The 24344-nt window shown below is 63.7% G+C and carries 22 protein-coding genes; 17 read left to right on the forward strand and 5 right to left on the reverse strand.

Annotated elements, in window-relative coordinates:
* Positions 1–9: 9 nt before the first annotated feature.
* Genes HNS03_RS13520 through HNS03_RS13545 form a run of 6 tightly spaced genes read left to right on the forward strand, consistent with a single transcriptional unit; the run spans position 10 to position 5095 of the window.
* The gene (locus HNS03_RS13520; RefSeq protein ID WP_367196027.1) at positions 10–855 is read left to right on the forward strand and encodes a ferritin-like domain-containing protein; all 846 of its coding nucleotides are present in this window, start codon (positions 10–12) and stop codon (positions 853–855) included.
* A 9-nt stretch (positions 856–864) separates the two neighbouring features.
* The gene (locus tag HNS03_RS13525) at positions 865–1746 is read left to right on the forward strand and encodes a branched-chain amino acid ABC transporter permease (protein WP_367196028.1); all 882 of its coding nucleotides are present in this window, start codon (positions 865–867) and stop codon (positions 1744–1746) included.
* A gap of 2 nt (positions 1747–1748) precedes the next feature.
* Complete coding sequence (locus HNS03_RS13530) at positions 1749–2765, forward strand: branched-chain amino acid ABC transporter permease (RefSeq protein WP_367196029.1); 1017 nt, start codon at positions 1749–1751, stop codon at positions 2763–2765.
* Positions 2762–3532 carry an ABC transporter ATP-binding protein gene (locus HNS03_RS13535; protein ID WP_367196030.1) on the forward strand — a complete coding sequence of 257 codons (771 nt, stop codon included), beginning with the start codon at positions 2762–2764 and terminating at the stop codon, positions 3530–3532. Before HNS03_RS13530 ends, HNS03_RS13535 begins: the two co-directional genes overlap by 4 nt.
* On the forward strand, positions 3525–4238 hold the full coding sequence (locus HNS03_RS13540; RefSeq protein ID WP_367196031.1) for an ABC transporter ATP-binding protein: 714 nt from the start codon (positions 3525–3527) through the stop codon (positions 4236–4238). The genes HNS03_RS13535 and HNS03_RS13540 overlap by 8 nt, the downstream gene beginning before the upstream one ends.
* A gap of 11 nt (positions 4239–4249) precedes the next feature.
* On the forward strand, positions 4250–5095 hold the full coding sequence (locus tag HNS03_RS13545) for an alpha/beta hydrolase (RefSeq protein ID WP_367196032.1): 846 nt from the start codon (positions 4250–4252) through the stop codon (positions 5093–5095).
* A gap of 129 nt (positions 5096–5224) precedes the next feature.
* On the opposite strand, the gene HNS03_RS13550 is transcribed toward HNS03_RS13545, so the two are convergent.
* Positions 5225–6859: a hydantoinase B/oxoprolinase family protein gene (locus HNS03_RS13550; protein ID WP_367196033.1), complete on the reverse strand. Its 1635-nt coding sequence runs from the start codon at positions 6857–6859 to the stop codon at positions 5225–5227.
* 2 nt (positions 6860–6861) lie between these two features.
* Complete coding sequence (locus HNS03_RS13555) at positions 6862–8910, reverse strand: hydantoinase/oxoprolinase family protein (protein ID WP_367196034.1); 2049 nt, start codon at positions 8908–8910, stop codon at positions 6862–6864.
* 294 nt (positions 8911–9204) lie between these two features.
* Here HNS03_RS13555 and HNS03_RS13560 point away from each other — a divergent pair, with 294 nt between their 5' ends.
* From HNS03_RS13560 to HNS03_RS13580, 5 genes are all read left to right on the forward strand, one after another.
* The gene (locus HNS03_RS13560) at positions 9205–10182 is read left to right on the forward strand and encodes a TRAP transporter substrate-binding protein (protein ID WP_367196035.1); all 978 of its coding nucleotides are present in this window, start codon (positions 9205–9207) and stop codon (positions 10180–10182) included.
* 183 nt (positions 10183–10365) lie between these two features.
* Complete coding sequence (locus HNS03_RS13565) at positions 10366–10878, forward strand: TRAP transporter small permease (protein WP_367196036.1); 513 nt, start codon at positions 10366–10368, stop codon at positions 10876–10878.
* A gap of 3 nt (positions 10879–10881) precedes the next feature.
* Positions 10882–12165 carry a TRAP transporter large permease gene (locus tag HNS03_RS13570; protein WP_367196037.1) on the forward strand — a complete coding sequence of 428 codons (1284 nt, stop codon included), beginning with the start codon at positions 10882–10884 and terminating at the stop codon, positions 12163–12165.
* Between the two features lie 27 nt (positions 12166–12192).
* Complete coding sequence (locus HNS03_RS13575; RefSeq protein ID WP_367196038.1) at positions 12193–13311, forward strand: DSD1 family PLP-dependent enzyme; 1119 nt, start codon at positions 12193–12195, stop codon at positions 13309–13311.
* A gap of 28 nt (positions 13312–13339) precedes the next feature.
* On the forward strand, positions 13340–14110 hold the full coding sequence (locus HNS03_RS13580) for a GntR family transcriptional regulator (RefSeq protein WP_367196039.1): 771 nt from the start codon (positions 13340–13342) through the stop codon (positions 14108–14110).
* Between the two features lie 119 nt (positions 14111–14229).
* On the opposite strand, the gene HNS03_RS13585 is transcribed toward HNS03_RS13580, so the two are convergent.
* Positions 14230–14772 carry a flavin reductase family protein gene (locus HNS03_RS13585; protein ID WP_367196040.1) on the reverse strand — a complete coding sequence of 181 codons (543 nt, stop codon included), beginning with the start codon at positions 14770–14772 and terminating at the stop codon, positions 14230–14232.
* Positions 14773–15108: 336 nt separating this feature from the next.
* Between HNS03_RS13585 and HNS03_RS13590 the strand changes: the two genes are divergently transcribed.
* From HNS03_RS13590 to fhuB, 6 genes are all read left to right on the forward strand, one after another.
* Complete coding sequence (locus HNS03_RS13590) at positions 15109–15624, forward strand: RNA polymerase sigma factor (RefSeq protein ID WP_367196041.1); 516 nt, start codon at positions 15109–15111, stop codon at positions 15622–15624.
* Positions 15625–15715: 91 nt separating this feature from the next.
* Positions 15716–16732, forward strand: coding sequence for a FecR domain-containing protein (locus HNS03_RS13595; protein ID WP_367196042.1), 1017 nt, complete (start codon positions 15716–15718; stop codon positions 16730–16732).
* A 193-nt stretch (positions 16733–16925) separates the two neighbouring features.
* Entirely contained in the window at positions 16926–19346 is a 2421-nt protein-coding gene (locus HNS03_RS13600) for a TonB-dependent siderophore receptor (protein ID WP_367196043.1), read from the forward strand.
* A gap of 15 nt (positions 19347–19361) precedes the next feature.
* On the forward strand, positions 19362–20312 hold the full coding sequence (locus HNS03_RS13605; RefSeq protein ID WP_367196044.1) for an ABC transporter substrate-binding protein: 951 nt from the start codon (positions 19362–19364) through the stop codon (positions 20310–20312).
* Complete coding sequence (gene fhuF / locus HNS03_RS13610; protein ID WP_367196045.1) at positions 20294–21091, forward strand: siderophore-iron reductase FhuF; 798 nt, start codon at positions 20294–20296, stop codon at positions 21089–21091. Before HNS03_RS13605 ends, fhuF begins: the two co-directional genes overlap by 19 nt.
* A 4-nt stretch (positions 21092–21095) precedes the next feature.
* The gene (gene fhuB, locus HNS03_RS13615) at positions 21096–23093 is read left to right on the forward strand and encodes a Fe(3+)-hydroxamate ABC transporter permease FhuB (RefSeq protein ID WP_367196046.1); all 1998 of its coding nucleotides are present in this window, start codon (positions 21096–21098) and stop codon (positions 23091–23093) included.
* 139 nt (positions 23094–23232) lie between these two features.
* Here fhuB and HNS03_RS13620 read toward each other — a convergent pair whose 3' ends face one another.
* Together HNS03_RS13620 and HNS03_RS13625 are read right to left on the reverse strand one after the other, a co-directional pair.
* Positions 23233–23616 (reverse strand): YciI family protein, encoded by a 384-nt coding sequence (locus tag HNS03_RS13620; RefSeq protein ID WP_367196047.1) that lies wholly within the window; start codon positions 23614–23616, stop codon positions 23233–23235.
* The gene (locus HNS03_RS13625) at positions 23616–24332 is read right to left on the reverse strand and encodes an FCD domain-containing protein (protein ID WP_367196048.1); all 717 of its coding nucleotides are present in this window, start codon (positions 24330–24332) and stop codon (positions 23616–23618) included. The genes HNS03_RS13620 and HNS03_RS13625 overlap by 1 nt, the downstream gene beginning before the upstream one ends.
* Between the last annotated feature and the right edge of the window lie 12 nt (positions 24333–24344).

The raw sequence follows: 24344 nt of genomic DNA on the forward strand, positions 1-24344 counted from the left end.
AATGTGACGTTGCCTGAGATCCGCGCGCTCTACGAATCCGGCAAAGCGGGACGATGGAACCCGCTCCGCGACATCTCCTGGGACGCGCTCGGAGTTGACGACTACGACCCGCCGGTGCGTGAGGCGGCCCGGCGCGCCTGGAGCCGGCGGGTCTGGGTGGAGGCCACCGGCCTCACCGAGACCCCGGCGCTCCTCATGCGCTTCTGCATGGAGGCGCATCGCGAGATCGACCCAAAATTCTATCTCACGGTGCGCAACACGGAAGAAGCCTGGCATGTCGAATGCTTCGACCGCCTTGCCGAGGCGTTCGGTGGGCGCATCGTGCGGCCGGGCTCTAAGGCTTATGAGGCGGTGTTCAATCAGAACCTTCCGCGTCGGGTGCTCAATGCCGACCAGCATCTCGACGCATATGTCGCCGTCCACGCAGCCTTCGAGGACGGGCTGGAGCTTGAGCTCTACCGAGCTTGGCGGCGCGCGGCGAAGAATCCGGTGATCGCGAGCGTTCTCGATCACATCATCTCCGACAAAGAGCGTCATGCCGCCTTTGGCTGGCTTTATCTCGGCATCCGCGCGCCACACTGGAGCGAAACAGAACGAAAGCTGATTTCCGAGGAACTCGTGCGTCACGTCAACGAGGTCGAGCTCCAAGGCTACCATTGTCCCTGGCTTGCTCCGGAGCACGCCGGGGCGGAAGCCGAGGCGGAGGCTGTTCTGGCTGCCAACGGCCTCGGCGCCACCGGCCGGTCAGAGGAGGAGGACGTGATCGTGAGCTATGTTGCGAACGCGCGTCAGAAGCTCGCCGAGCTCGGCATCAAGTTGCCGGTGTTCGAGACGAACCGCATGCGCGCGTTCTGAGGCGTCATCATGGAGAATGGCTCGGCTTTCCTACAGATCCTGGTCGCCGGAATTGGGACGGGCGCGATCTACGCGCTCATCGCGCTCGGGTTTAACGTCGTCTTCAAGAGCACCGGAGCGATGAACTTCGCCCAGGGCGAATGGGTTGTGATGGGTGGAATGATTTCCGCCCTCCTGCTCGGCGCCTTTGGATCCGTAGCCCTGGCTTGCCTGGTCGCGGTCGTGCTTGTCGGTGCCGTGGGGCTCCTATCGGAGCGAGCCGTTATCGCTCCGCTCAGGCGGCCGACGCCGCTCCTGATTACGCTGATCACGATCGGACTTGCGATCTGTTCGCGCAGCCTCGTGATGCTGATCCTCGGCAAAACGCCTGTCGGCTATCCCGGCTTCTCAGGCGGCGCCACGCTCTCCGTCGCAGGCGTTGCGATTCCCTTCCAGACGCTTTGGATCATCGCGATCACACTGATCTTCCTGGTCATCATGCATCTCTTTTTCGAGCGCACGATGCTCGGTAAGGCGCTTCGGGCGGCTGCCGCGGACCGTGAAGCGGCGTCGATCGTCGGTGTGAATGTGGGCTCGACGGTGCTCCTCTCGTTCGGCATCGCCGCTTTGGTGGGAGGGCTTGCCGGCGCGATCATCACGCCGCTCACTCTCGCGTCCTACGATCAGGGCGCGATGTTCGGCTTCAAGGGCTTCAGTGCAGCGATGCTGGGCGGGGTCGGGAGCCTTCAAGGCGCGGTGGTCGGCGGTATCGTACTCGGCCTCCTGGAAGCTTTTGGCAGCTACTACATTTCATCGCATTTCAAGGACGCGATCGCATTCGCAATCCTCCTTGCCATCCTGTTCGCGCGCCCGTCCGGCCTTCTCGGTCGTGCCGAGATCGTGAAGGTGTGACGATGAGCACGTCCTCGTCCCAGTCGGCGGCCCTGACCGCTACCGGCCGTCCCGCTCCCGGTGGTTGGGTCGCGCTTGCCGCCTCCCAGCACATACGCCTGGTCGCGGTTTGGTTGGCGCTGATTGTCCTGCCGTTCGTTCTGCCGAACAACTACCTCCTGTCGCTCGCCAACCTCGCCTTTATCAATCTGATACTGATCGCCGGGCTCAACTTGTTGATGGGCTACGGTGGGCAGATTTCGCTCAGCCAGGCGGGCTTTTTCGGGCTCGGCGCCTATACGAGCGGGGTCCTGAATGTCGAGCTCGACGTCACCCCTTGGCTCGGGCTGCCTGCGGCGGCTCTTGTCGCCGGTGGAGCGGCGGCGCTTGTCGGCATCCCGGCGCTGAGGCTCAAAGGCCACTATCTGGCCATGGCCACGCTTGGCTGGAACGCCATCCTGATCGTTTTTTTCGTCCAGTTCATCGATCTCACCGGCGGTCCCAACGGTCTTCTGGGGGTCGAGCCGTTCTCGATCTTCGGCTACGCACTCGACCGGGAGCCGCGGGTGTTTCCGCTGGTTTGGGCGACCTCCTTCCTTGTCATGTTGGTGATCTTGAACTTCTTGCGTTCGCGTTCTGGGCGGGCGCTGCGCGCCGTCGCCACCAACGAGCTCGGCGCCGATGCGGTCGGTATCGACAGCTTCCGCATCAAGCTGGTCGCGTTCAGCCTCTCTGCTGCACTGGCGGGAATTGCCGGCTCGCTCTACGTGCACGTGAACATGTACGCGTCGCCGGAGACGTTCTCGATCGCGACATCGATCTTGCTCATCGTCATGGTCGCGATCGGTGGTGCGGGAACCTTCTGGGGCCCCGTCCTCGGCACGGCGATATATGTCCTACTGCCTCAGTTTTTGGCGGGTTTCGAAGATGCTGAGCTGCTGATCTTCGGAGCGGGAATGATCGTGGTCCTGGTCGCCTTCCCGGGCGGGCTGGCAAGCTTGCCGACTGCGGTCGCCAGATGGGTGGGGAGGCGCGCATGACGCCGATCCTGGACGTTTCAGACCTTACCTGCCAATTCGCCGGTGTAACCGCGGTCGATGATCTGTCCTTCACGGTCGACCGCGGCCAGATCAAGGCCGTGATCGGTCCGAATGGCGCCGGCAAAAGCACACTCTTCAACATGATCGCCGGCGTCACCCGGCCGACCACCGGGACGATCAGCTTCGACGGGTCGCGCATTGACGCGCTGCCGACATTTCGTCGGGCACGGCTCGGCATCGCCCGGACGTTTCAAAACCTTCAAGTCTTCCAGGAGATGACCGTCCTTGAAAATGTGATGGTCGGTGCTCACACGACCGGCCGGGCCGGGACGATGTCCGCCATATTTGCCACCCTCCGCCAACAGGCGGAGGAGCGGGACCTGACAGAGACCGCCCATGCGCTCCTGACGCGGTTCGGGCTTGCCGACAAGGCGCAGCTTAAGGCTGGCGCCCTGTCCTTCGGCCAGATGAAGGTGTTGGAGCTTGCGCGCGCGCTCGCCTCCGATCCCAGCCTGCTTCTGCTCGACGAGCCGGCCGCTGGCCTGCCCCACGGGGAGGCGGACCGCATGGGCGAGATCATCGTCGACCTCAACCGCAATGGCATGACGGTCCTTTTAGTGGAGCACAACATGCGCATGGTCATGTCTTTGTCCCACGACATTCTTGTCCTCAACAACGGACGGCGCATTGCCGAAGGCGATGCCGACACCGTGCGTCAGCACCCGGAAGTCCTGGCCGCCTATCTCGGCGAGAGCGAAGATGCTTGAGATCACCGACCTTGCTGCCGGTTACGGCGCGTCCGATGTGCTGCACGGCATTTCGCTCAACGTCCCGGAAGGGGAGTGTGTCTGCCTGATCGGGGCGAATGGCGCTGGCAAGTCGACGCTCCTGCGCTGCGTTGCAGGCCTCCTGCGCCCAAGCCGTGGGCGCATCGAGATTGCCGGGCGCGATCGGACCGGCGGCTCTGCGTCCGCCAGGCTCAGCTACGGCGTTGCCATGGTTCCGGAAGGTCGGCGCGTGTTCGCGCCGATGACCGTGCGGGAAAACCTGGAGATGGGGGCATTTCGTCGGTTGATCTGGCGGCGCGACCGAACCGTTTCGGACGATCTGGACACGGTTTTCGAGCTGTTCCCACGCTTGGCCGAGCGTCAACATCAGGCCGCGGGTCTGCTATCGGGCGGAGAGCAGCAAATGCTGGCAATCGGCCGCGCACTCATGAGCCGACCACGGCTCCTGCTGCTCGACGAGCCGTCGATGGGGCTGGCCCCCCGCGTCGTCCAGGATATCTTCGCCACGATCCGCCGTCTGAACCGCGACGGCATGTCGATCCTGCTCGCCGAGCAAAACGCCAACATGGCGCTCAAAAGCGCGACCCTTGGCTACGTTATCGCTGAAGGCGAGATCGTTCGGGTCGCCGAAAGCAGCCAATTGCTCGACGATCACTCCGTCCGCTCCGCCTATCTTGGTCTTTGAAAAATCCCATCATGCTGAATTTACCATCTGCCGTCGACGCTCAGCTCGAGGCCGAGTACGCGTTGCGTCGGCGTCACCCGGAGCGCAGCGAGGTTTACGATCTCCATCGCCGCAAAAGCGCTGCGGTCAGGGCTGACGGACGCTGGCAGCTCGATGTGCGTTACGGCGCCGGCCCGCGCTGCCTGCTCGATGTGTTTCCGGCGGGGCCGGCCGGAGGGCCGGTGCTCTTCTTCGTGCACGGGGGCTACTGGCGTGCCCTAGACAAGTCCTACGTATCATTCCTGGTGCCTCCCTTCGTCGCCGCGGGCATCACGGTGGTCTTGCCGACCTACGATCTCGTTCCCGACGTTCCGGTCGGAAGCATTGTAGACGAGTTGCGGTTGGCGCTTGCTTACGTGGTCGAGAATCTGGCGCCATCCTCCGTCGTTGTCGGCGGGCACTCTGCTGGTGGCCAGCTAGCGGCCATGCTGGCCCTAGACGATGCGGAGCGCGGCGGGGGTCCAATCTCCGGGCTCGTCGGGGTGAGCGGCGCCTACGATCTAAGACCGCTTCTGCGCACGTCGATCAACGTGGACCTCCGTTTGACGGAAGAGGAAGCGGCAAGACAAAGCCCGCTCGTCCGGCTCGGCACTCTGCCGTCGACCGCTCCTTTGGTGCCGCTTTTGGCTGCCGTCGGCAGCGAAGAGACGCGCGGCTTTCGCGCCTGGTCGGCGGAACTCGTGGAGGGCTGGCGTGCGCGCGGCGCCGAAGCGCACCTCATGGAACCGGACGGACGGACCCATTTCACAGTTCTCGACGCGATCGCTGAGCCCGACGGCGCGTTGGCGAAGGCGATCATCGCACTCGCCGGCGTTTAGTGGCCACTACGGCCCTGGGGCTTTTCTTGTGGGTCATGGGTTCGCCTTCGTCGTTCGGTTCGCGACGTGCCGCGCGTGCTTGTCGGGCCGCTTGGTCGCTGATCTGGACGGCGACTACAGTCTGCTTTTTCAGACCTCTCGACTGAGATCTGATCCATCGATTTTTCCGTATCCGCCGCCGCCGGCCGACAGGCAAACGATGCGATCGCCTTTTCTGAGCTCGGTGCGGCTCTCGCGGGGGCCGAGCGGGACGACATCGCCGGTCGCGCGCTCGATGTGGTAGGCGTGGCCTTCGCCGTCAGCGCCGCCGGCCAGGCCGTAGGGCGGTACGCGCAGCCCATCGCCGCTTGTAGCGATGGTCGCGACACCTTCTCCTTCATAGCGCATTCGAAAGACGCCGCCGGGACCGCCGCGCTTCAGGCCGGCGCCGCCGGAGCCTTCGCGCAAGGAATATTCCTCGACGACCAGCGGATAGGAGGCCTCGGTGCGTTCGATGCTCGGCGAAGGGGTGCCGCCGGGATTGTGGATGCCGCCGAGGTTGGGCCAGCCGTCGTGGTGGGCGTTGGCCCCAGCGCCGCCGCGATTGAAAAACGAGTGCCAGATGAAGGCCTCGCCGGACGTGCCTCGGCCGGCAATGGCAAAGCGGAAGCGGCGGGCAAATCCGGCGATCGCGGCTTCGGGGAGCGCATCCGCCATCGCTTTCAGCACCGCCTCGATGATCGCGCTGGCCGTCAGCGAGGTGCAGGCGGCCACCGGGGCCGGCTCGCGCGGATCGACGATCGAACCCGGTCGCGTGACGATGTCGACGCAGCGACTGGCGCCGTCGTTGAGCGTCCCCTCGTTGTCGCTCAGATAGAGTAGGGCAACGATGACGGCCGCCCGGGTGTTGGCAATGGGACTGTTGAGGAAGGTCGGTAGCTGGTCCGGACAGTCGCTGAGATCGACAACGATCCTGTCGGACAAGATGTCGATTTTCGCCGTGATCGGAATCAAAGGCTCGTCGGGAGCGCCTTCCAGATGACTGGTGCTTTCGTAGTGGCCGGGGGTATAGCGCTTTAGAAACTGGCGCATGTGCGCGTCGCCGGACGCGAGTACCGCCTCGGCGCAGGTCGTGGCGATCTGCGATCCGTAGCGCGCGATGAGCTGCTCCATCCGATCGCGGCCGGTATAGAGGGCGGCGATCTGGGCGTGGATGTCGCCTTTCAGGTCATCGCCTTTGCGCGAATTGAGTGCCATGAGCTCCAGAACGTCGGTGCGCAGCCGTCCCCGCTCGACCAGTTTCATCGGCGGAATGCGCAGGCCTTCGTGCCAGATCTCCGTGGCGCCGGGACTGTAGCTGCCCGGCGAAAGGCCGCCTATGTCGCCTTGGTGAGCGCGCAGCGCCACCCAGAAACGGATTTCGCCCTCGCCGAAGACCGGCATCGCCATGGTGACGTCAGGGAGGTGACTGCCCCCGAGATAGGGATCGTTGGCGATCAGCACGTCGCCTTGTTGGAGATCCCCCTCAAAAACCTCGGCCATCGCCTCGATAGCGAAGGGAATAGCGCCCATGTGGATCGGCACGCGCTCGGCCTGGGCAAGGGTTCGGGCCCGACCGTCGAGCACCACGCTGGAGAAATCGCGGCTTTGGTTGAGGATCGGCGAGAAGCAGGTGCGCGTCATCGCCTCGACCATCTCTTCGGCGATGGCGCGCAGCTTGTGCTGGACGACGGCGAGGGTCAGCGGGTCGATAGACGGCTTCGACGCCGGGACGGTGTCGGTCATGGTCAGCGGACTCCGGGAACGATTTCGAGGCTGCCGTTCGCGTCGACGCTCGCGCGGCTGCCGGGCAGGACGAGGACCGTCGTCGAGGCGGAATCGACGAGGCCCGGACCTTCGAAGGTCGCGCCCGCGCCGAGGTCGTCGAACCAATAGGTCGGACACTCGGTCCATTCGCCGAGATAGGCCGGGCGCGATCCGACCGGCGTCGCGACCTTCTCCGCCGCAGGTGCGATCGCCGGAAGCGTCAGCAGCGGAATTTGGCCGAGGGCTGAGACGCGGCAGGTGTCAATGAAGGCGGGCTCGTCGTGGACGTGGTGGAAGAGGCCTCGATAGGTCTCGGAAAATTTTTCCTGAACCCGTGCGGGGCCGTCACCGGCAAGATCGGCTTCGACAAGGCCGACATCGATGCTCTCGATCTGTCGGCGATAACGACATTCGACGGTTAGGCGCATCGCTTGGCGCGCGTCCTCGAAGCCGTCCTCAAGGAGAGCGGTCCGGCCTTCTTGGATGAGCTTCTCGAAGATCGCGCGCAGGTCGGCGGGCGAGAGCTCCTCCACGGAAACTCCGACACTCTGACTGAAATCGTGGCGGACCTCGGTCGCGAGAAAGCCGAGCGCCGACAGGACCGAGGCTTGGCGCGGTACGATCGCGCGGGGGATCTCCAGTTCGCGCGCCACCTGGTCGGCATGAAGTCCGCCGGCACCGCCGAAGGACATGAGTGCGAACTCGCGTGGATCGGCGCCCCGACGTACTGTCGCCAGGCGAATGCCTTCGGTGATCTTGGAGACGGCGAGCTGCTGAATGGCATAGGCCGCCTCCTCGACGCCGATGCCGAGAGGATCGGCGATATCGCGAGCGAGCGCGGCTCGGGCAAGCTCGGGCGCCATCTCCAACCGGCCGCCCAGGAAAGTGGCGGGGGAGATGCAACCGAGCACCAGGTTCGCGTCTGCAAGCGTCGTCTTTGTGCCACCTCGCTGGAAGGCGACAGGGCCGGGCGATGCGCCGGCGCTCTGCGGGCCGACGGTGAGAATCCCGGCGGCATCGAGCGCCGCGATCGAGCCGCCGCCGAGCGCGATCGGATTGATCTCGATAGCGCTCACGGCGATCTTGGCATCGGCGAGCACCTTGGTTGGCTGCTCGATGGGCACGTGGTTCTCCACGATGCAGACGTCGCTGCTGGTGCCACCGGTGTCGTAGCTCACCACGTTGTCGAGCTGCATTGATTGGGCGAACAATGCGGCGGCGCGCGCACCGCCGGCCGGTCCGCTGGTTACGGCGCCGACGGCCCGTTGCCCGGCCTCTGCGATGGGAAGAACCCCGCCGCTCGATTGCATGACGAGGATGGGCGCCTTCGCGCCGCTTGCCTTGAGGTTGTTTGAAAGCCGCTCGAGGTAGCGGCTTAGACCCGGCCCGACATAGGCATTGACCACGGTGGTCGAAAGTCGGTCGTATTCGCCTTCCTTGGCCAGGATGTCGCTGGCGAGGGACGTGTAGACCGGCCAGCCGGACGCCGCGATGCGCTCGGCGACCAGCCGCTCATGTACCGGATTGCGATGGGCGTGAAGCAGACACACGGCCACCGCTTCGACGCCCGCTTCGCGAAGCTCGGCGATGACCTGGTCGATTTCCGTCGGATCGGGCGCTGTTTCGATGCTGCCGTCGGCGCGCAGCCGTTCGGTGATCTCCTTGCGCAGAGACTTTGGTACCAGCGGAGCGGGAAAAGGGTCGCGCAGCGAGTAGCGCTTGGCCTTGGTACCCTCGCGCATGACGAGAAGGTCGCCAAAGCCTTTCGTCGTGATCAGGCCGACCTTGGCGCCCTTGCGCTCGACGAGAATGTTCGTGGCGACCGTGGTGCCGTGCACCAGCATCTCTAATTCGCCGAGCAGCGCCTCGAACGACATGTCGAGTTCTGCGGCGAGCAGCTTCAATCCGTTGGCCACCCCGCGGGACGGGTCGTCAGGGGTTGAACTGGTCTTTACGAAGACCACCCCGCGCCGCGGCACCGAGGCGACCACGTCGGTGAAGGTCCCGCCAACATCGATCCCGATGCGCATACGACCATCCTCTCCAAACACAAAACTGAGCTTTCGATATCGGACTAGTCAGGATTGGTCAATGTGTGCAGAGCCTGCGTAATGATTTCGCAAGAAAGGTCAAAAATGACCATTTTTCTGGCTTGACAACCTGAGTACTCAATCTGAGGATTGCCCGGTCTTGCTGATCCGAGCAGGGCGTCACGGTGACAAATGCGAAGGGGCACCGCTCTTCGAGCCGAGGTTCGCGTGCCGATGAATTGGCGCAACGGGAACACAGAGAGGAACACAATGAAGCAGCAAACGAGGACGCGGATGCGTACCCTCTTCGGAAGTCTGGCGATCGCCGGGCTCTTGCTCGGAGCCGGGACGGCCTCTGCGACGACCACCTTGAAATTCGGCAGTCTCGGTGCGCCGGGATCGCTGTCCGACAAGGCGATCAATCACTTCGCCGAGCTGGTGAGCGAGAAGTCGAACGGTGAGATCGAAATCCAGAGCTTCGGATCCGCGCAGCTCGGAAGCGACCGCGATATGCTCTCGAAGCTGAAGCTGGGCGTGCTCGATTTCTCTCTACCGTCTTCCATCATGTCGAGCGAGATCGACCTCTTCGGCATGTTCGAGATGCCCTATCTCGTGCGCGACCGGGAGCATATGAAGCGCATCGAAGAAGAGATCGTTTGGCCGGTGCTGGCTCCGGCGGCCGAGGAGCGTGGCTACAAGATCCTGGCGGTCTGGGAGAATGGCTTCCGCAATCTCACCAACAGCGTGCGCCCGATCGTGAAGCCGGAGGATCTCGATGGCATCAAATTGAGGGTGCCGCCGGGCAAGTGGCGGCTCAAGATGTTCGAGGCCTACGGCGCGAACCCAAGCCCGATGAAATTCTCCGAGCTCTTCGTCGCGTTGCAGACGGGCGTCATGGACGGGCAGGAAAACCCGCTCACCTACATCGACAGCTCGAAGTTTCAGGAAGTGCAGGATTACCTTTCGCTGAGCGGCCACGTCTACGCGCCGGCCTATGTCACGATGGGCCTCAACCGCTACAACCAGCTCCCGGAAGAGACGCAGAAGATCCTGACCGAGGCGGCGCGCGAAACCCAGGCCTTTGTCTACGAGACGGCCGCAACCGACGACGCGGCTTTGGTCAAAAAGCTCGCCGACGAGGGAATGGAGGTGAACGAGGTCGACAAGGACGCCTTCATTGCCGCCAGCGGCACGATCTACGAGGAATTCGAGACCGAAGTGCCGGATGCGGCTCCTCTGGTCCAGAAGGCGCTTGAACTCGGCCAGGAGTAGGCCGCCCTCGCGCGGACCGACTCGGGACGCGCGATAGCAAACCCGCCGACCGGCCGCCTATTCCGGGCTGCCGGCCGGTTCGACCGCCGACCTAACCGTCACACGCCGCATGCTGCACGGTGACCCTTCGGGCCCCTTCCGATTCCGATGGTCGAACCCGAGCAGCCGCCCGACGAGGCTTCCATGACCTCAATCAAGCGGGGGCTCGAATTGCTCCTAGAATGGATTGTCATCGCGCTGATGGTGATCCTCGCGATCACCGTAACGGCGGGTATCGCCTTCCGGGCGGCCGGCGCGGCGCTACACTGGTACGACGAAGTCGCCTCGATCCTGCTCGCCTGGCTCACCTACTATGGGGCGGCATTGGCGGCGCTCAAGCGCGCGCACATCGGGGTCGGCGAGATTATGCATAAGATCCCAACGATCCCGCGCGCCTTCCTCTATGCGATCGGCGAGTGTCTGATCATCGGCTTCTTCGTCGTCGTCATCTGGATGAGCATGCGCCTCTACGGCGCGCTCGAGGGCGTGATGCTCGTCAGCCTGCCGTGGATGCCCGAGCGCTTCGTCCAGTCGGTGGTGCCGATCGGCGCGGCTCTCTTCATCCTTGCGGAGCTGCTGAGCATTCCGGAGGGCTGGCGCGCCCTTGCAAAGCCTGCCGCCCCCCATATCGACGAACTCGCACCGGACAGCGTTTGACCCATGGCCACTCTGCTCGCCTTCGTGGCGCTCGTCGCCATCGTTCTCATCAACGTGCCGATCGGCGTAAGCCTCGGCATCGTCGCCTGCGGCGCGATCTTCCTCACCCAGGGAACAAACGCTCTCGTGAGCGTACCGATCAGCCTTTATAGCGGCGCGACGAACTTTCCGTTGATCGCGATTCCGTTGTTCATCCTTGCCGGGGCGATCATGAACGCCTCTGGGATTTCCCAACGCCTGGTGGCGCTCGCCGTCGCGCTCGTCGGCTTCGTCCGGGGAGCATTGGCGATGGTCTCGGTGGGCACCTCGCTATTTTTTGCCGAAATCTCGGGCTCGGCTGTCGCCGATGTGGCCGCCCTGGGGTCGATCCTCATTCCGGCTATGCGACGGCGCGGCTATCCGAAGGCATTCGCGGCCGCCGTGATCTCCTCGTCGGCAACGCTCGCGATCATCATCCCGCCGTCCATACCCATGATCCTCTACGCCGTGATGTCCGGTTCCTCGGTGGTGCAGATCTTCGTTGCGGGTATCATACCGGGTCTGCTCGGCGCTCTCGGCTTCGCGCTTCTCTCCTACGTCTTCGCCCGCCGCTATGACCTGCCGGTCGAAAGTCGCTTCGAATTCGGCGAGGTCCTCCGCACACTGAAAGAAGCCGCGTGGGCGCTCTGCCTGCCGATCATCATCCTCGGGACGATTTTCGGTGGAATCGTCACGGCGACCGAAGGCGCGGCGATCGCCGTCGTCGCCGCCCTCTTCATCGGCGTCGTCGTCTATCGCGAGTTCAATCTCGCCAATCTGCGCGAAGCGTTGATCGAGGGCGGCATCCAGACCGCGGTGGTCATGCTGCTCGTGGCGGCATCCTCGCTGATCGGGATCTGGCTGACGGAAATGCGCGCCCCCCAGGCTTTCGCCGAGGGCATCATGTCGCTGACGAGCAACAAATGGGCCGTGCTTGCGCTTCTGAACCTGGTTTTCCTGGTTCTCGGCCTATTTCTTCACTCCGCGGCCGCGGTCATCATGATCGTGCCGATCGTCATGCCGCTTGTTCACTCTGTCGGAATCGATCCCGTTCATCTCGGCATCGTGCTTGCGATCAATATCGGCATCGGCCAGCAGACACCGCCGGTCGCGAGCGTGTTGATGGCGACGTGCGCGATCGCGAAGGCGAACGTTTGGGAGGTTTCGCGGGTGAACGTCTGGTTCGTCGGCGTGCTCGCGGCGATCCTGCTGCTTTGCACCTATGTCCCAGCCGTTCCGATGTTTTTGGTGAACTCCTTCTATCGATAGGCCGAGACGTTTTCGGGAGAGCGTTTGATGCAGCAACCGCCGGCCAAGGTTGGAGACGCGATTGAGACGATCGACACGCCGGCGCTGTTGATCGATCTGCCTCGCTTTGAGGCCAATCTCGTCCGTATGGCAGCGTTCGCCGCGAAGGCGGGCGTTGCCTTGCGCCCGCATGCCAAGACGCACAAGAGTGCCGCGATTGCCCATCGGCAGGTCGAGGCGGGGGCGGTGGGCGTGTGTTGCCAGAAGGTCTCCGAAGCCGAAGCGATGGTCAGGGGGGGCATTGCCGACGTCTTCGTCTCGAACGAGATCGTAGGCCCTGCCAAGCTGGCGCGTCTCGCGTCACTTGCGACGCAGGCCACGATCTCCGTGGCGGTCGACCATCCGGCCAACGTGCAGGCGTTGTCTGAGGCGGCAGCTCGAGCGGGCGCGCAAATCGATGTGCTGGTCGAGCTCGACGTTGGGGCCCACCGCTGTGGCGTCCGATCGGCGCAAGCCGCGGCCGATCTCGCAGGTATCGTCGATGCCGCCGGGCACCTGCGTTTAATGGGTTTGCACGCCTATTTCGGATCAGCCCAGCACATCGAAGATTGGAGCGCCCGCCAGACGGCGATAACGGGCGCGGTCCGGTTGGTGGAGGAGACGCTGCGGGCGCTGACCGCAGCCGGGCTGAAGGCCGACGTGGTCACCGGCGCAGGAACGGGGTCGTTCCCCTTCGAGGCAGCCAGCCACGTCTACACGGAGCTGCAGGTCGGCTCGTACATCTTCATGGACGCGAGCTATCGCCGTATTCGCGACGAGGGTGGCCGGCCGACCACCGTCTTCGATCCGTCGCTCTTTGTTCGCTCCACGGTCATGAGCACGCCAGAACCGGGTCTTGCCATCATCGATGCGGGCCTGAAGGCGCTCAGCCCCGATTCCGGTCCGCCTGAGCTCGTTGAGCCGGCGGGTGCTTCTTATCTCGGCGCCTCCGATGAGCACGGCCGCGTTGCGATACCGCCCGGAATGGAGGTTGCGCTCGGCGATTGCCTGACTCTCATTCCAGGTCATTGCGACCCGACGATCAATCTCCACGACTGGTATGTTGGCATCCGTGAGGGGCGGGTCGAAACCGTGTGGCCCGTCGACGCGCGGGGTGCGATCTTTTGATCGTGGGAAGCAGACCGGAGTTGGGGGCATGGTGAAAAACGCGGGCCGCGAGGGCATGGGCCGGGCACCGGAGCCCCTTTATGCGCGTATCCAGGCCTCAATCCGCGAAGGCATCAAAGCCGGCACTTACGAGCCGGGCGACAAGCTCCCGTCCGAGATGGAGCTCGCCCGCCGGTTCGACACGACCCGCTCGACCGTCGTCAAGGCGCTCCAACAACTGACGTTCGATGGCACCATCGTAAAGGAGGCGGGACGCGGCAGCTTCGTGGCTCCGCGGGTCTTGAAGGTGCGTCAGGAGCCCTCCCGCATCCGCTCCTTCGAAGAGCAGGTCGAGGAGCTCGGTGCTTCCGTCGAACATCGGCTTGTCAGTTTCACTCGGATTCCGGCACCAAAAGACATTGCGGCGCAGCTTGGACTCGACGAAGGCACGGAGATTTACAATCTCGTGCGCCTTCGTCTGGTGCAGGACGTGCCGGCGGTGCTCGAAAATCGGTATATGCCGCTCGACGTCGGCGCTCGCATGAGCGTCGACGCGATCTCCAGCCAGTCGATGTACGCAATTCTTGCCACCGAGGTCGGCCGTCCAGTCGCGCGGATCGATGGCGTCATCCGGGCTGCAGGCGCTGTGGAAGCGAGCGCGCGCCATCTGGCCATTCCCGCCGGGACGCCGATTCTCGTCCGGGAGTATGTCCTGCGAGACGCCGCGGGCCAGGCCCTGGTTTGCGGCACCGCCACATTCCGCGAGCAGTTCCAGATCTCTTACTCGGTCGAGGAGGACGAGCCCGGCGCGGTTCGATAGTCGACGGCCTCCTTGAGTCATTTCCGCTCAGATGGAACCATCTGTGCGCCCAGAAATGGCACCAGATTCAATAGGTTGAGGAAATCCTTCCCATTTAAGTTGGTTCAAGTTGAATGGGACTAGACACCTATGGGAAGTTTGGAGCGCATCATCTCCTTGCGGTCGAACGTGTCACCGTCGGCCACAAAAGTACCATCACCAATGGCATGCAGCATGCGCTTCTCTTTGCGCTTGTCGTCGCAATAGGCCGCTACGCCCTCAAGCACGATGATGCTGTGCCGGTCGACAATATCTGTGACACGGCATTCTATATTCGCGAGACATTCTTTGATCAGTGGCGCGCGTACGTGCTTTCCAGGTTCGGCAGTGAGCGCGAATTTCTGGAACTTGTCGGTGTCTTGCCCGGAGCATGTTCCAATTCCGACGACGATGTCGAGCATGTCGATGGTCGGCACTGAAATGACGCATTCTCTCGAGGATTCGAGAGCGGCGTAGGAGTGGTTCCAGGGGCCTGTCGTGATGGCGAATTCCGCCGAAAACCCTAGGACCATTGTCCATGTGATGGTCATGACATTGTTTTTGGTGCCATCGTTTGTGGTCACCAGCACAACAGGTCCGGGCTCGATCAGGGTGAATGCTCTTTCGAGCGGAAGGTGATGCATGTCGCGATCCTTCAAGACACAAGATGCTCTCGGGCTCAGAAGGCACTCCGAACCTACTTCGCTGGAGAAGCAAGCATGATCTTCAGATACATCATCCTTTACGGCGACAACGCCGCTGGCGTAAGCCAACCGGCGCGAAAGCGTAGTCTGTATCTCCTCTAACTTATTGATGTTGATGGAGAAACGTCGCTTCGCTACAAACGCCAGCGACAAAAGTGCGGTCGCGTTCGAAACCGGAGTGGCGGTCGGATCGTCCGCCGCGGGCCGGTCATGTTCAGCGCTCCTCGGAAAACTCGGCGGTCGGCTCGTGTCGATGCACCGCCAGATGGACCTCAAATGTCGCGTCTTCTCACCGACGTCTATCTCAGTCAGCGCAATCAACTGACGGGACGCGTCATGAGGATCGTTCGCGATCGCCAGACGGCGGAGGACCTTGCACAGGAAGCCTATCTGCGGGCTTGTCACGCGCTCGAAGCGGGTCCGATCGAGCATCTCGAAGCTTTTTTGCACCAGACGGCTCGCAATCTCGCGCTCGACTATCTGCGCCGCACCCGGAGCCGGGCCCGCTTCGAAGTGGTGGACGCCGACGATCGGCTGACCTCTTCGGTGGCTGCCGATACGCCCGATCCGGAGGCTGTCGCGATCGATCGCGAGAGGTTGCGCCTGTTTCAGGACGAGCTGGCGCGGCTTCCCGAGCGTGCTCAGAACGTGCTTGTGCTCAGCCGCCTGGAAGGATGGACCAACGCCCACATTGCGGAGGTGCTCGGCGTGTCGCAACGCACCGTGTTCAACGACCTGAAGCTCGCCATGACCCATTGTCGCGAGGCGATGCAGCGACGCGACCGAGATTGACCATTCGGTGTCACAGCCCGCCAAACGCCGTTTGCCGAAACCAGTCCAAAGAACGTCTAATGAATAGGATCCATTCTGTGGGACGGCCAAGGTGAACGGCGGGACTGACGATCACGACGGGAACGGTGTGCCGGCGGAGGAGGATCCGATCGCCGAGGAGGCGTTCGGCTGGTTCGTTCGTGTGAAGGACAACCCGAGCGATATCGCCGTCCAGGAGGCGTTCCGGGCCTGGCTTTCTCAAGATCCGCGCCACGAAGAGGAATATCGACAGCTTCAGCGGATTTGGGGGGCACCGGAGTTCGAGGCGGCGGTTCGAACACTGCCGGTTGCGCGCGAAAGGCGGGAAGACGCGACGGCGCCGGCACCGCCTGCGCGGTCATGGCGGTCGCGCCGGGCATTGCCGATCGCCGCCATGGCTGCGGCGATCCTCGTGTGCCTCGTCGGCGCGTGGAGCCTTCCGGGTATGCTGCTTTATTGGCGTGCCGATTTCGTGACCGACGTTGGCGACCGGCAGGCCGTTTCGCTTCCCGATGGCTCGACAATGGTGCTGGATACCGCGTCCGCGGCGGCAATCGATTTCGCCGAAGGTCGCCGTAGCGTGCGCCTTCTCTCCGGAGAGGCCTTTTTCGATGTCCGCCACGACACCGAGCATCCCTTCCGCGTCGCCGGCAAATTCTCAGAAGTGACGGTGACCGGGACCGCGTTTTCGGTGCGGCTCGAGGCCGACGACGATCGCATCGTCTTGGAAAGCGGACACGTCGAGGTCGCCCGTCTCGATGATCGGGCCGACCGGGTCGATCTCGATCCCGGCGAGATGATCCTCGCCCGGGCCGGAGCGCTCTCCGATCCCGTCGAGGCCGACCCGACACGGCTTCTCGCCTGGCGAGACGGCCGCGTCGTGTTCGAAAATCGTCGTTTCGCCGACGTGGTTCGGGAGCTCGACCGCTATCTCGACGGTCGGATCATCGTCGCCGACCAACGCGCTGATCAGCTCACGATCACCGGCAACTATCGGCTCGACGATATCGACGGCGCCGTCCGCAGCCTGGCCGATGCTGCGGGGCTGAGCATCAACCGTCTTCCGGGCGGAATCATAATCCTTCTTTGATTGGTCCACTTTTTTTGCCGGATCTCGCTTCCCCGTCCGTCAGGGGAGATGGAGCCCGTCGCGTCCTGCGCGCGTCGGGTGAAAGAGGCGTCAAAAAAAGGGGCATTGGCATATGGGACGAGCGGCGGGGTACGGCGCGCAGAGAGGGCCGCGACGACAGGGACGTTTCGTCGGCAAGCGATGGGGCGGGCTGATGGCGACGACTGTGGTTCTCGGCGCCATGGCAGGGCCGCTGGCGGGAGGGGCGTTCGCCCAAGCGACAAGACCGGTTGCGGTGTCCGAGGCGGTCACCTTCGCCATTCCCTCCCAGCCGCTCTCCGGCGCGATCGATGCCTTCATCCGCGCGACCGGCTGGCAGATCAGCTATTCGTCCGAGCTTGTGCGCGGAAAGCGGTCGAATTCGGTTGAGGGAAGGCTCTCTCCCGAGGCAGCGCTGCGCGCACTCATTGTCGGCACCGGCTTGGAGATGAGGGTCGGCGGTGCCGGATCGGCGGCGCTGGTCGATCCCGGTACGCGTGCCGTCGACACCGTGACACAGGCGGACGGCTCGATTCAGCTTTCCAGGATCGACGTCACCGGACGCGTTCGCAGTGGCTGGGAGCCGGTTGAGGGGTTCGTCGCTGAAGAGAGCCTCGCGGCGACCAAGACCGATACGCCGATCCTAGAGACGCCGCAGTCGGTCTATGTGGTCGGCCGCGAGCAGATGGACGTCCAGGATGCGGAGACCGTTCCCCAGGCATTGCGCTACACGCCTGGTATTCTGACCGAACGCAATGGCGCGGACGAGCGGACCGACTTCATCTATTCGCGCGGGTTCGAGATCGACGAATATCTCGACGGAACCAGGATCGTGCCGGGCGTGTGGACGACGCCGAAGGTCGAAGCCTTCGGCCTTGAGCGCATCGACGTGATGAAGGGGCCGGCATCTGTTCTGTACGGCCAGGGCTCGCCGGGCGGCGTTGCGAGCCTCATTTCCAAGCGCCCGACGGCGGAGCCTTATCGTGAGGTGTCGGTCGAGGCGGGCAACTATGAAAGCTTCCGGGGCACCATCGATCTCTCCGGTCCGCTCGACGCCGACGGACGCCTCCTCTACCGGCTCACGGGTCTCGTCCGCGATGCGGACACCCAAGTCGATGGCGTGGAAGAACAGCGCTACTTCGTCGCTCCGGCGTTGACCTGGCGCCCGACCGAAGACACCACCCTCGACATTCTGACCCAGTATATGCGCGATCCGGACGTCGGGCTCTACTACAAGCTCCCCGCCGTTGGCACGCTCCTGCCCAATCCCAATGGCCGGATCCCCACCAGCTTCCGCTCGGGCGATCCAAGTTTCGACCGGCAGGAGCGAACCCAGTATTCGGCCGGCTACAATTTCGAGCATCGTTTCTCCGATGCCCTCAAATTCCGCCAGAACGGACGGTTTACGCGGGTCGAAGGCGACTACGCCATTCTCGTGGTCGGCAATCTGCAGGCCGACCAGCACACGATCGACCGCTCCGCCTATACCGCGGTTGAATCGACCAACACATTTTCCGTCGATACCAACCTTCAGGGCAAACTATCGACCGGCCCGTTCGAGCACACGATCCTTGGCGGTGTCGACTACCAGCTCTTGAACAGCGACCGCGTCGATGGTTTCGGCAGCGCGCCGCCGATCGACTATCTCAACCCGATCTACAATCAGACGATACCGGCGACAGTCGCGTTTCTGGACAACAATCAGAAGAACGAGCAGATCGGTATCTATCTGCAGGATCAGATCGATTTCGGCAATTTGTCCTTGGTCGTCGGCGGTCGTCACGATTGGGCATGGTCCGATACGCTCGATTATCTCTACGGCAGCGAGACGAAGCAGGACGACGCAGCCTTTACCGGCCGGGCAGGGCTGATCTACACTTTCGACAGCGGCATCGCGCCCTATGTCAGCTACTCGGAATCCTTCGAACCCGAGGTTGGGACGACCTTCGACGGGACGCCGTTCGACCCGACCACGGGTCAACAGTACGAGGCAGGTCTCAAATATCAGCGCCCCGGTACGAACAGCTTCTTCGGGGCCTCGCTCTACGAGATCCATCAGCAGAACGTTCCGACAGCAGATCCCGATCCCGCGCACCTGGCGATTGACCCATTTGCCCAGGTCCAAAGCGGCGAGGTGGTGTCGCGCGGCGTCGAGTTGGAAGCCAATGTCGAGCTGACCGACGGGCTGCATCTGATCGCGACCTACGCCTATCTCGATGCCGAAATCACCAAATCGAACGACGGTCTGGAAGGGTTCGCCCCGGTCTATCAGCCGAAGAACATGGCCTCGGCCTGGCTCGACTATCAATTCGCATCCGGCCCGCTCGATGGCCTCGGCGTTGGAGTGGGCGTTCGCTATGTGGGCGAGAGCTATGGCGACGCGGCCAACACGTTGGTGGTGCCGGCTTACACGCTGCTCGACGCGTCGCTGCGCTACGACGTTGGCGCGAAGGTTGCGGCGCTCGACGGCCTGGAGCTCTCCCTCAACGGAAAGAACCTGCTCGACGAGGTCTATGTCAGCGGCTGTCAGAACATCAACACCTGCTACTACGGGCAACGCCGCCTTCTGAGCGCCCGGCTCAGCTATCGCTGGTAGGCGAAAGGCGGCGCCATGGGGCTCGTTGCTCGGCGGACATTTCTGGCTGGCGTCGCCTGTGCTCTGGCGCAGCCGGCTCTCGGTCGTCCCTCCGCCGAAACGAGCCGAAGGATTGCCGCCATCGGCTATGAGGCCGCCCAGTCGCTGATGACCTTGGGGCTGACACCGGTGGCCGCGACCAATCCCGAAGGCTATGCCGAATGGGGCGGCTATCCGGTGCTGTCGGCAACGGTGACGGACGTCGGTCTACGGACCGAGCCGAATCTGGAGCTCCTTCAGGCCCTGGCGCCGGATTTGATCTTGGTTGCCGACGGCGATCTCTGGAACCAGGATGTCCTCGCGCGCATCGCGCCCACGTTGACGGTGCGGATCTTCTCAAATGAGAAGTCGGCGCTTGCCGCTGCGGATCAGGGATTGATCGAGCTTGGCACCAGGCTCGGGCGAGGGGCAACGGCCCGCGCGGTGGTCGCCGCCCGCTCGAGAGCAATGCACGCGCTGGCGAAGGCGGACGTCGATCGGCGTCCGACCTTCCTCGTGACGTTTATCGACGGGCTTCATCTCTACGTCTACGGCGATCGCAGCCTGTTCGGAGAGGTCTGGACCGGCTGCGGCTTCGCGAATGCCTGGACCCGTCCGACCAACTCCTGGGGCTTCGCTATCGTCGGGATCCAGGATCTCGCCGACGTGCCGGATGCGTGGCTTCTCCATATCGGGCGTTTCGGAGGTCCGCTGAAGCGGGCCCTGGCGCAAGATCCCGTGTGGGCCGCGCTCGGGTTTTCCGATCCGGGGCGCGTGGTCGAGATCCCTCCAGTGTTGCCGTTCGGAGGTGCTCCTTCGGCGCACCGATTTGCGGACCTGCTGCTGCAATTTTTCGACGGCCCTCTCGGCCAGGAGAATGGCTCCACCCGTCGCGGCTCTCTTGATATCTCTTTGCCGTTTCGAGCTCCATGGCCGATAGATTTATAAGGCTCGATCCTCACGAGCCGAGACGTGGCCACGATCCGCTCGACACCGTGTGGCGATCGGGGGCCGTGCGGCCTCTTCTGCGACGGCGGTTCGACGTCGGCGGCGGGCCGGATGACGGCATTCTTGTCAGCGATCTCTATCGATCAGGCTCCAGCGCGTTTGCCGTCGTGCTGCGTCTCTTCGCCGAGGGCCAAGGGAACGCTGAACTCAGAGCGATTGGGTCGTTGTGGAGTTGCCGCTTTCTGGCGCTTTTGATCCCGCCAGCGCTGCTGGGGCCGCTGCTGGTGAATTGGTCGTATCCGCTCGATCCGACCACGATGCGGGTGAAGATCGACCCCTCCGGCGCGCCGATGCGTCTCATTCTTCCGTTCGAAGGGAGGAATGTGTGCCCGGATGCCGCCGAGAAGATCGTCCGAGACCTTCTGGAGCTGCACGTGGCCCCGCTCGCCGCCGTGATCCAAACCGCTGCCGGTACGCCGCGGCAGGTCGTCTGGAGCAACGCGGCCAATCTCGTCGACCACTGTCTTGGTGTGGCTCGCCGACAGCCCGATCGAGGCGGAACGCGACGGGATGTCTGTGCGCAGGTTGCGCAGCTCGGGCACGCGGAGTGGCGCGGACCGCGGTCGATCGCGGACTTTGTGGACAACGTTCGAACCGATGACGGGCTTCGACGGCGCCGCCGGGTTTGTTGCCTCTGCTTCGAGTTGGCCGAATGCGGCTTCTGTGTTGATTGTCCGGCCGGCGAGTTGCGCGGCCTTCCCCGACATGTCGATGGATAGGGGGGTGGCGGGTCCCCCGTCGGAAAACGGACGGCACTGGCGCGGACCCGTAGGGCCGACGATTGTTGTGGCGGTGGCAGCGCTGGCGTTCGCCTTTGCGATGCTCGGTAGAGACCTGCCACCCGGCGCGTGGTCTGACGCAGTCTTCTTCTCTGGCGGCGGGGCCGTCGATCTGGTGCTTTTTCGCTACACGGTCCTGCCGCGGGTCGTTGTGGCGGTTCTGGCGGGGGGAGGACTGGCGCTTGCCGGAACCCTGATGCAGGCGGCATTGCGCAATGCGCTCGCGGAGCCGGCGACACTTGGTGCTGCGTCCGGAGCCCAGCTCGCCCTCACGATTGCTGCCGTGGTTGCGCCGGCGCTGCTGCCGGCGGCCCGAGTTGGTCCGGCCTTTGCCGGTGCATTCGCGGCGACGGCGGTCGTGCTCGCGCTTTCGTGGCGAGGAGGGCTGGCGCCGCTCCGCGTCGTGACGGCTGGACTTCTGGTGACGCTGCTATGTGCCGCCTTCTCCACCGCAATCGTTTTGTTCCACGAGAAGGTCGCCCAGGGGCTCTATCTCTGGGGTGCTGGCTCGTTGGTTCAAAATGGCTGGGGCGAGGCGTCCATCGTCTTTCCCGCGGTCGCATTGGCGTGGGCGGCCGCGTTGCTTCTGTCGCGGCCGTTGCAACTCCTGGCGCTCGGCGACGAAACGGCGCGTGGGCTTGGCGTGCCGGCCGTCCCACTCCGGCTCGGAGTGCTTACTTTGGCCGTTGCTCTCGCGGCGGTGATCGTCAGCGCGGTCGGAGTGATCGGGTTCGTTGGGCTTGCCGCTCCTGCCATCGCGCGTCTTTTCGGGGGCAGCCGGATTAGGGAGCAGCTTGTCTGCGCGCCTCTGATCGGGGCGTCGCTTCTGCTTGCGACCGATCTCGCGCTGCAGCCGCTCGCCGGATATGGGCTGGCGATTCCAGCCGGTGCGGCAACGGCGCTCTTTGGCGCTCCGATCCTGCTCTATCTCTTGCCCCGCGTCCGCATGGTCGCCCTTTCGGGAGAGGCTTCCCCGCGGGGTGCCGTGCGTGTCCAGCGCAGCGGGCTCATGATCGGCAGCGCCATGTTGCTCCTCGTCCTTGCCACGGTCGGGGCCCTTGTCGTTGGTGCCGGCGAAAGCGGGATCGGTCTGACGCCATGGGCGGAGCTCTCCTCCCAGCTCCCATGGCGGCTTCCGAGAACGGTTGCGGCTCTGGCTGCGGGCGCCATGATGGCGGGTGCGGGCGTGATCCTGCAGCGGATGTCCGGGAATCCGCTCGCCTCGCCGGAGATATTGGGCATATCGTCGGGTGCGGCCCTCGGTGCGATCGTCCTGGTCGTCGCTTTCCCCGTGGCGGACAAATGGACCCTCATGTTCGCCGCAGGCGGCGGGGCGGCGACGGTGCTGGTGATCATGTTGCGCACCAGCGCGCGGCTCGGTTTTGCGCCCGACGCCTTGCTTCTGTGCGGCGTTGCCGTCGGGACGATTTTCACCACCCTCGTCGCCATCGTAATGGCGGCGGGTCCGCCGCGTTTGATGACGCTTCTGACCTTCCTGACGGGCTCGACCTATCGTGTCGGCTTTCAGGATGCGATCGCAGTCCTGGCGGTGGCGAGCGCGACGCTTCCGCTCGCCTTTCTTCTTGCGCGATGGCTGGAGATCCATCCGCTCGGCGATGCGGTCGCGCAATCGCTCGGCGTCGTCGTCAAGCGCAGCCGACTTACGATGATCTTGGTCGCATCTGCCATGGTCGCGGCCGCGACGCTGGTCGTCGGCCCTCTGAGCTTCGTGGGCTTGGTTGGGCCACATGCGGCGCGCCTGGCCGGATGTCGCCGCGCGGGCGAACAACTGGCGGGCGCCGCGATCTTCGGCGCTTTGATGATGGTCGTTGCCGATTGGTTGGGAAGAACACTCGCCTTCCCCTATCAGATACCTGCGGGGCTGGTCGCGACGCTGATCGGCTGCCCGCTGACGATCTGGCTGTTCGTCACCCGAAGGTAGGCGGGCGGGATGGTTGGAACGCGCTGGAGCATGTCGGTTAAGCCCGTTCCGCTTTTCTCGGACTCACGGAGCGGGTCTAAGCTATCGTTTCGACGTGCTTCCGAACGGCCAACCGGTGTCCACTTGGCCTGCAGGCGATCTAGGAGAGATCGACTGTCTTATCGGAGAGGTCGAGGTGAAGGCCGATGCGGCCTTCGTTGACGACCCATCGGCGGATCTTCGGCTCGCGGTAGCCCGCCACGACGAACGGATCTTTTGCCGCGATCTTCCTGGCTTCCTCGAAGGAGGTGGCACGGACGATGGTAATGCCTTCGCCGGTCATGCTTCCCGCCTCGTCGAAAAGAGGGCCCGACAGGAACAGCGTCCCGGATTTCTCCAGGTCGATCATGTAGAGCAGATGCTCCTTGAGCTTCTCCTGGAGATCTTCCGGCTTGGTTTTTAGCCGGTTTTCGATGACGTAGAATTCCTTCGCCATCATCCGTCCCAAAAGCTCCTGGGCGCTCAAGGAGTCATCGCGGTTCATCACGTGTCCTCGCCTTCGGGTTGCAAAGCCTCCAGCGCCATATCCATGGTGGCGCGATAGTGCATCTGGAGGGCGGCGATCGAATTCTCCACGTCTCGATTCAAAACAGCATCCACGATCTGTTGATGTTCTTTTGCCGGATCGCGTGAACTGCCCGAGGTCGCGGTCTTGACCGCGCGCAGAACACGAAATCGCTCGGCTTGGTCGAACAACAGGCTCGCCAGATAAATTTGCCATTCGGACTGGCAGGCTGAAAGCAACGCCATGTGAAAGGTCTTGTGGTGAGCGGTCCAGACCTCCGCCTCCACGCCCTGGCTCGTCGGAAACGGAATGCGCGACAGCGCATGGTGCGCGGCGACGATTCGGGTCTCCCACGCGACATCCCCGATCTCGATGGACCGCTTGAGCGCGGCGCATTCGATGACCAGCCGGGTCTCCATAATGTCCACGACGCTGTCGGCCCCGATCGTGGCGACGCGAAAGCCGCGCTGGCCGGACGACGTCACGAGGCGTTCGCTCGCCAGGCGCGACAAGGCCTCCCGCAACGGGCTGATGCCGGCGTCATACCGCTTTCGCAAGTCGTCCGACCGAAGAGGCGCCCCTGGGGGAAGAACACCCCAGATGATATCGGATCGGAGCCTGCGATAGACCGATTCTGCTATTGTTTTCGGGGCGTCTTCTGCTCCGAATTCGGACGTGGCCGCCACGCGCGTCATTTCATGTCCTCA

It is taken from the genome of Amorphus sp. 3PC139-8 (assembly GCF_040750475.1).
Taxonomy (GTDB): Bacteria; Pseudomonadota; Alphaproteobacteria; order Rhizobiales; family Amorphaceae; genus Amorphus.

Bases quoted from the DNA above. Each gene is read 5' to 3' on its own strand.
- HNS03_RS13580 (WP_367196039.1), top strand. From the start codon at position 13,340: ATGGTGAAAAACGCGGGCCGCGAGGGCATGGGCCGGGCACCGGAGCCC.
- HNS03_RS13600 (WP_367196043.1), top strand. From the start codon at position 16,926: ATGGCGACGACTGTGGTTCTCGGCGCCATGGCAGGGCCGCTGGCGGGA.
- HNS03_RS13620 (WP_367196047.1), bottom strand. From the start codon at position 23,616: ATGAACCGCGATGACTCCTTGAGCGCCCAGGAGCTTTTGGGACGGATG.
- fhuF (WP_367196045.1), top strand. From the start codon at position 20,294: ATGGCCGATAGATTTATAAGGCTCGATCCTCACGAGCCGAGACGTGGC.
- HNS03_RS13550 (WP_367196033.1), bottom strand. From the start codon at position 6,859: ATGACCGACACCGTCCCGGCGTCGAAGCCGTCTATCGACCCGCTGACC.
- HNS03_RS13525 (WP_367196028.1), top strand. From the start codon at position 865: ATGGAGAATGGCTCGGCTTTCCTACAGATCCTGGTCGCCGGAATTGGG.
- HNS03_RS13590 (WP_367196041.1), top strand. From the start codon at position 15,109: ATGTCGCGTCTTCTCACCGACGTCTATCTCAGTCAGCGCAATCAACTG.
- HNS03_RS13540 (WP_367196031.1), top strand. From the start codon at position 3,525: ATGCTTGAGATCACCGACCTTGCTGCCGGTTACGGCGCGTCCGATGTG.
- HNS03_RS13545 (WP_367196032.1), top strand. From the start codon at position 4,250: ATGCTGAATTTACCATCTGCCGTCGACGCTCAGCTCGAGGCCGAGTAC.
- HNS03_RS13605 (WP_367196044.1), top strand. From the start codon at position 19,362: ATGGGGCTCGTTGCTCGGCGGACATTTCTGGCTGGCGTCGCCTGTGCT.
- HNS03_RS13570 (WP_367196037.1), top strand. From the start codon at position 10,882: ATGGCCACTCTGCTCGCCTTCGTGGCGCTCGTCGCCATCGTTCTCATC.
- HNS03_RS13575 (WP_367196038.1), top strand. From the start codon at position 12,193: ATGCAGCAACCGCCGGCCAAGGTTGGAGACGCGATTGAGACGATCGAC.
- HNS03_RS13535 (WP_367196030.1), top strand. From the start codon at position 2,762: ATGACGCCGATCCTGGACGTTTCAGACCTTACCTGCCAATTCGCCGGT.
- HNS03_RS13585 (WP_367196040.1), bottom strand. From the start codon at position 14,772: ATGCATCACCTTCCGCTCGAAAGAGCATTCACCCTGATCGAGCCCGGA.
- HNS03_RS13625 (WP_367196048.1), bottom strand. From the start codon at position 24,332: ATGACGCGCGTGGCGGCCACGTCCGAATTCGGAGCAGAAGACGCCCCG.
- HNS03_RS13530 (WP_367196029.1), top strand. From the start codon at position 1,749: ATGAGCACGTCCTCGTCCCAGTCGGCGGCCCTGACCGCTACCGGCCGT.
- HNS03_RS13560 (WP_367196035.1), top strand. From the start codon at position 9,205: ATGCGTACCCTCTTCGGAAGTCTGGCGATCGCCGGGCTCTTGCTCGGA.
- HNS03_RS13555 (WP_367196034.1), bottom strand. From the start codon at position 8,910: ATGCGCATCGGGATCGATGTTGGCGGGACCTTCACCGACGTGGTCGCC.
- HNS03_RS13565 (WP_367196036.1), top strand. From the start codon at position 10,366: ATGACCTCAATCAAGCGGGGGCTCGAATTGCTCCTAGAATGGATTGTC.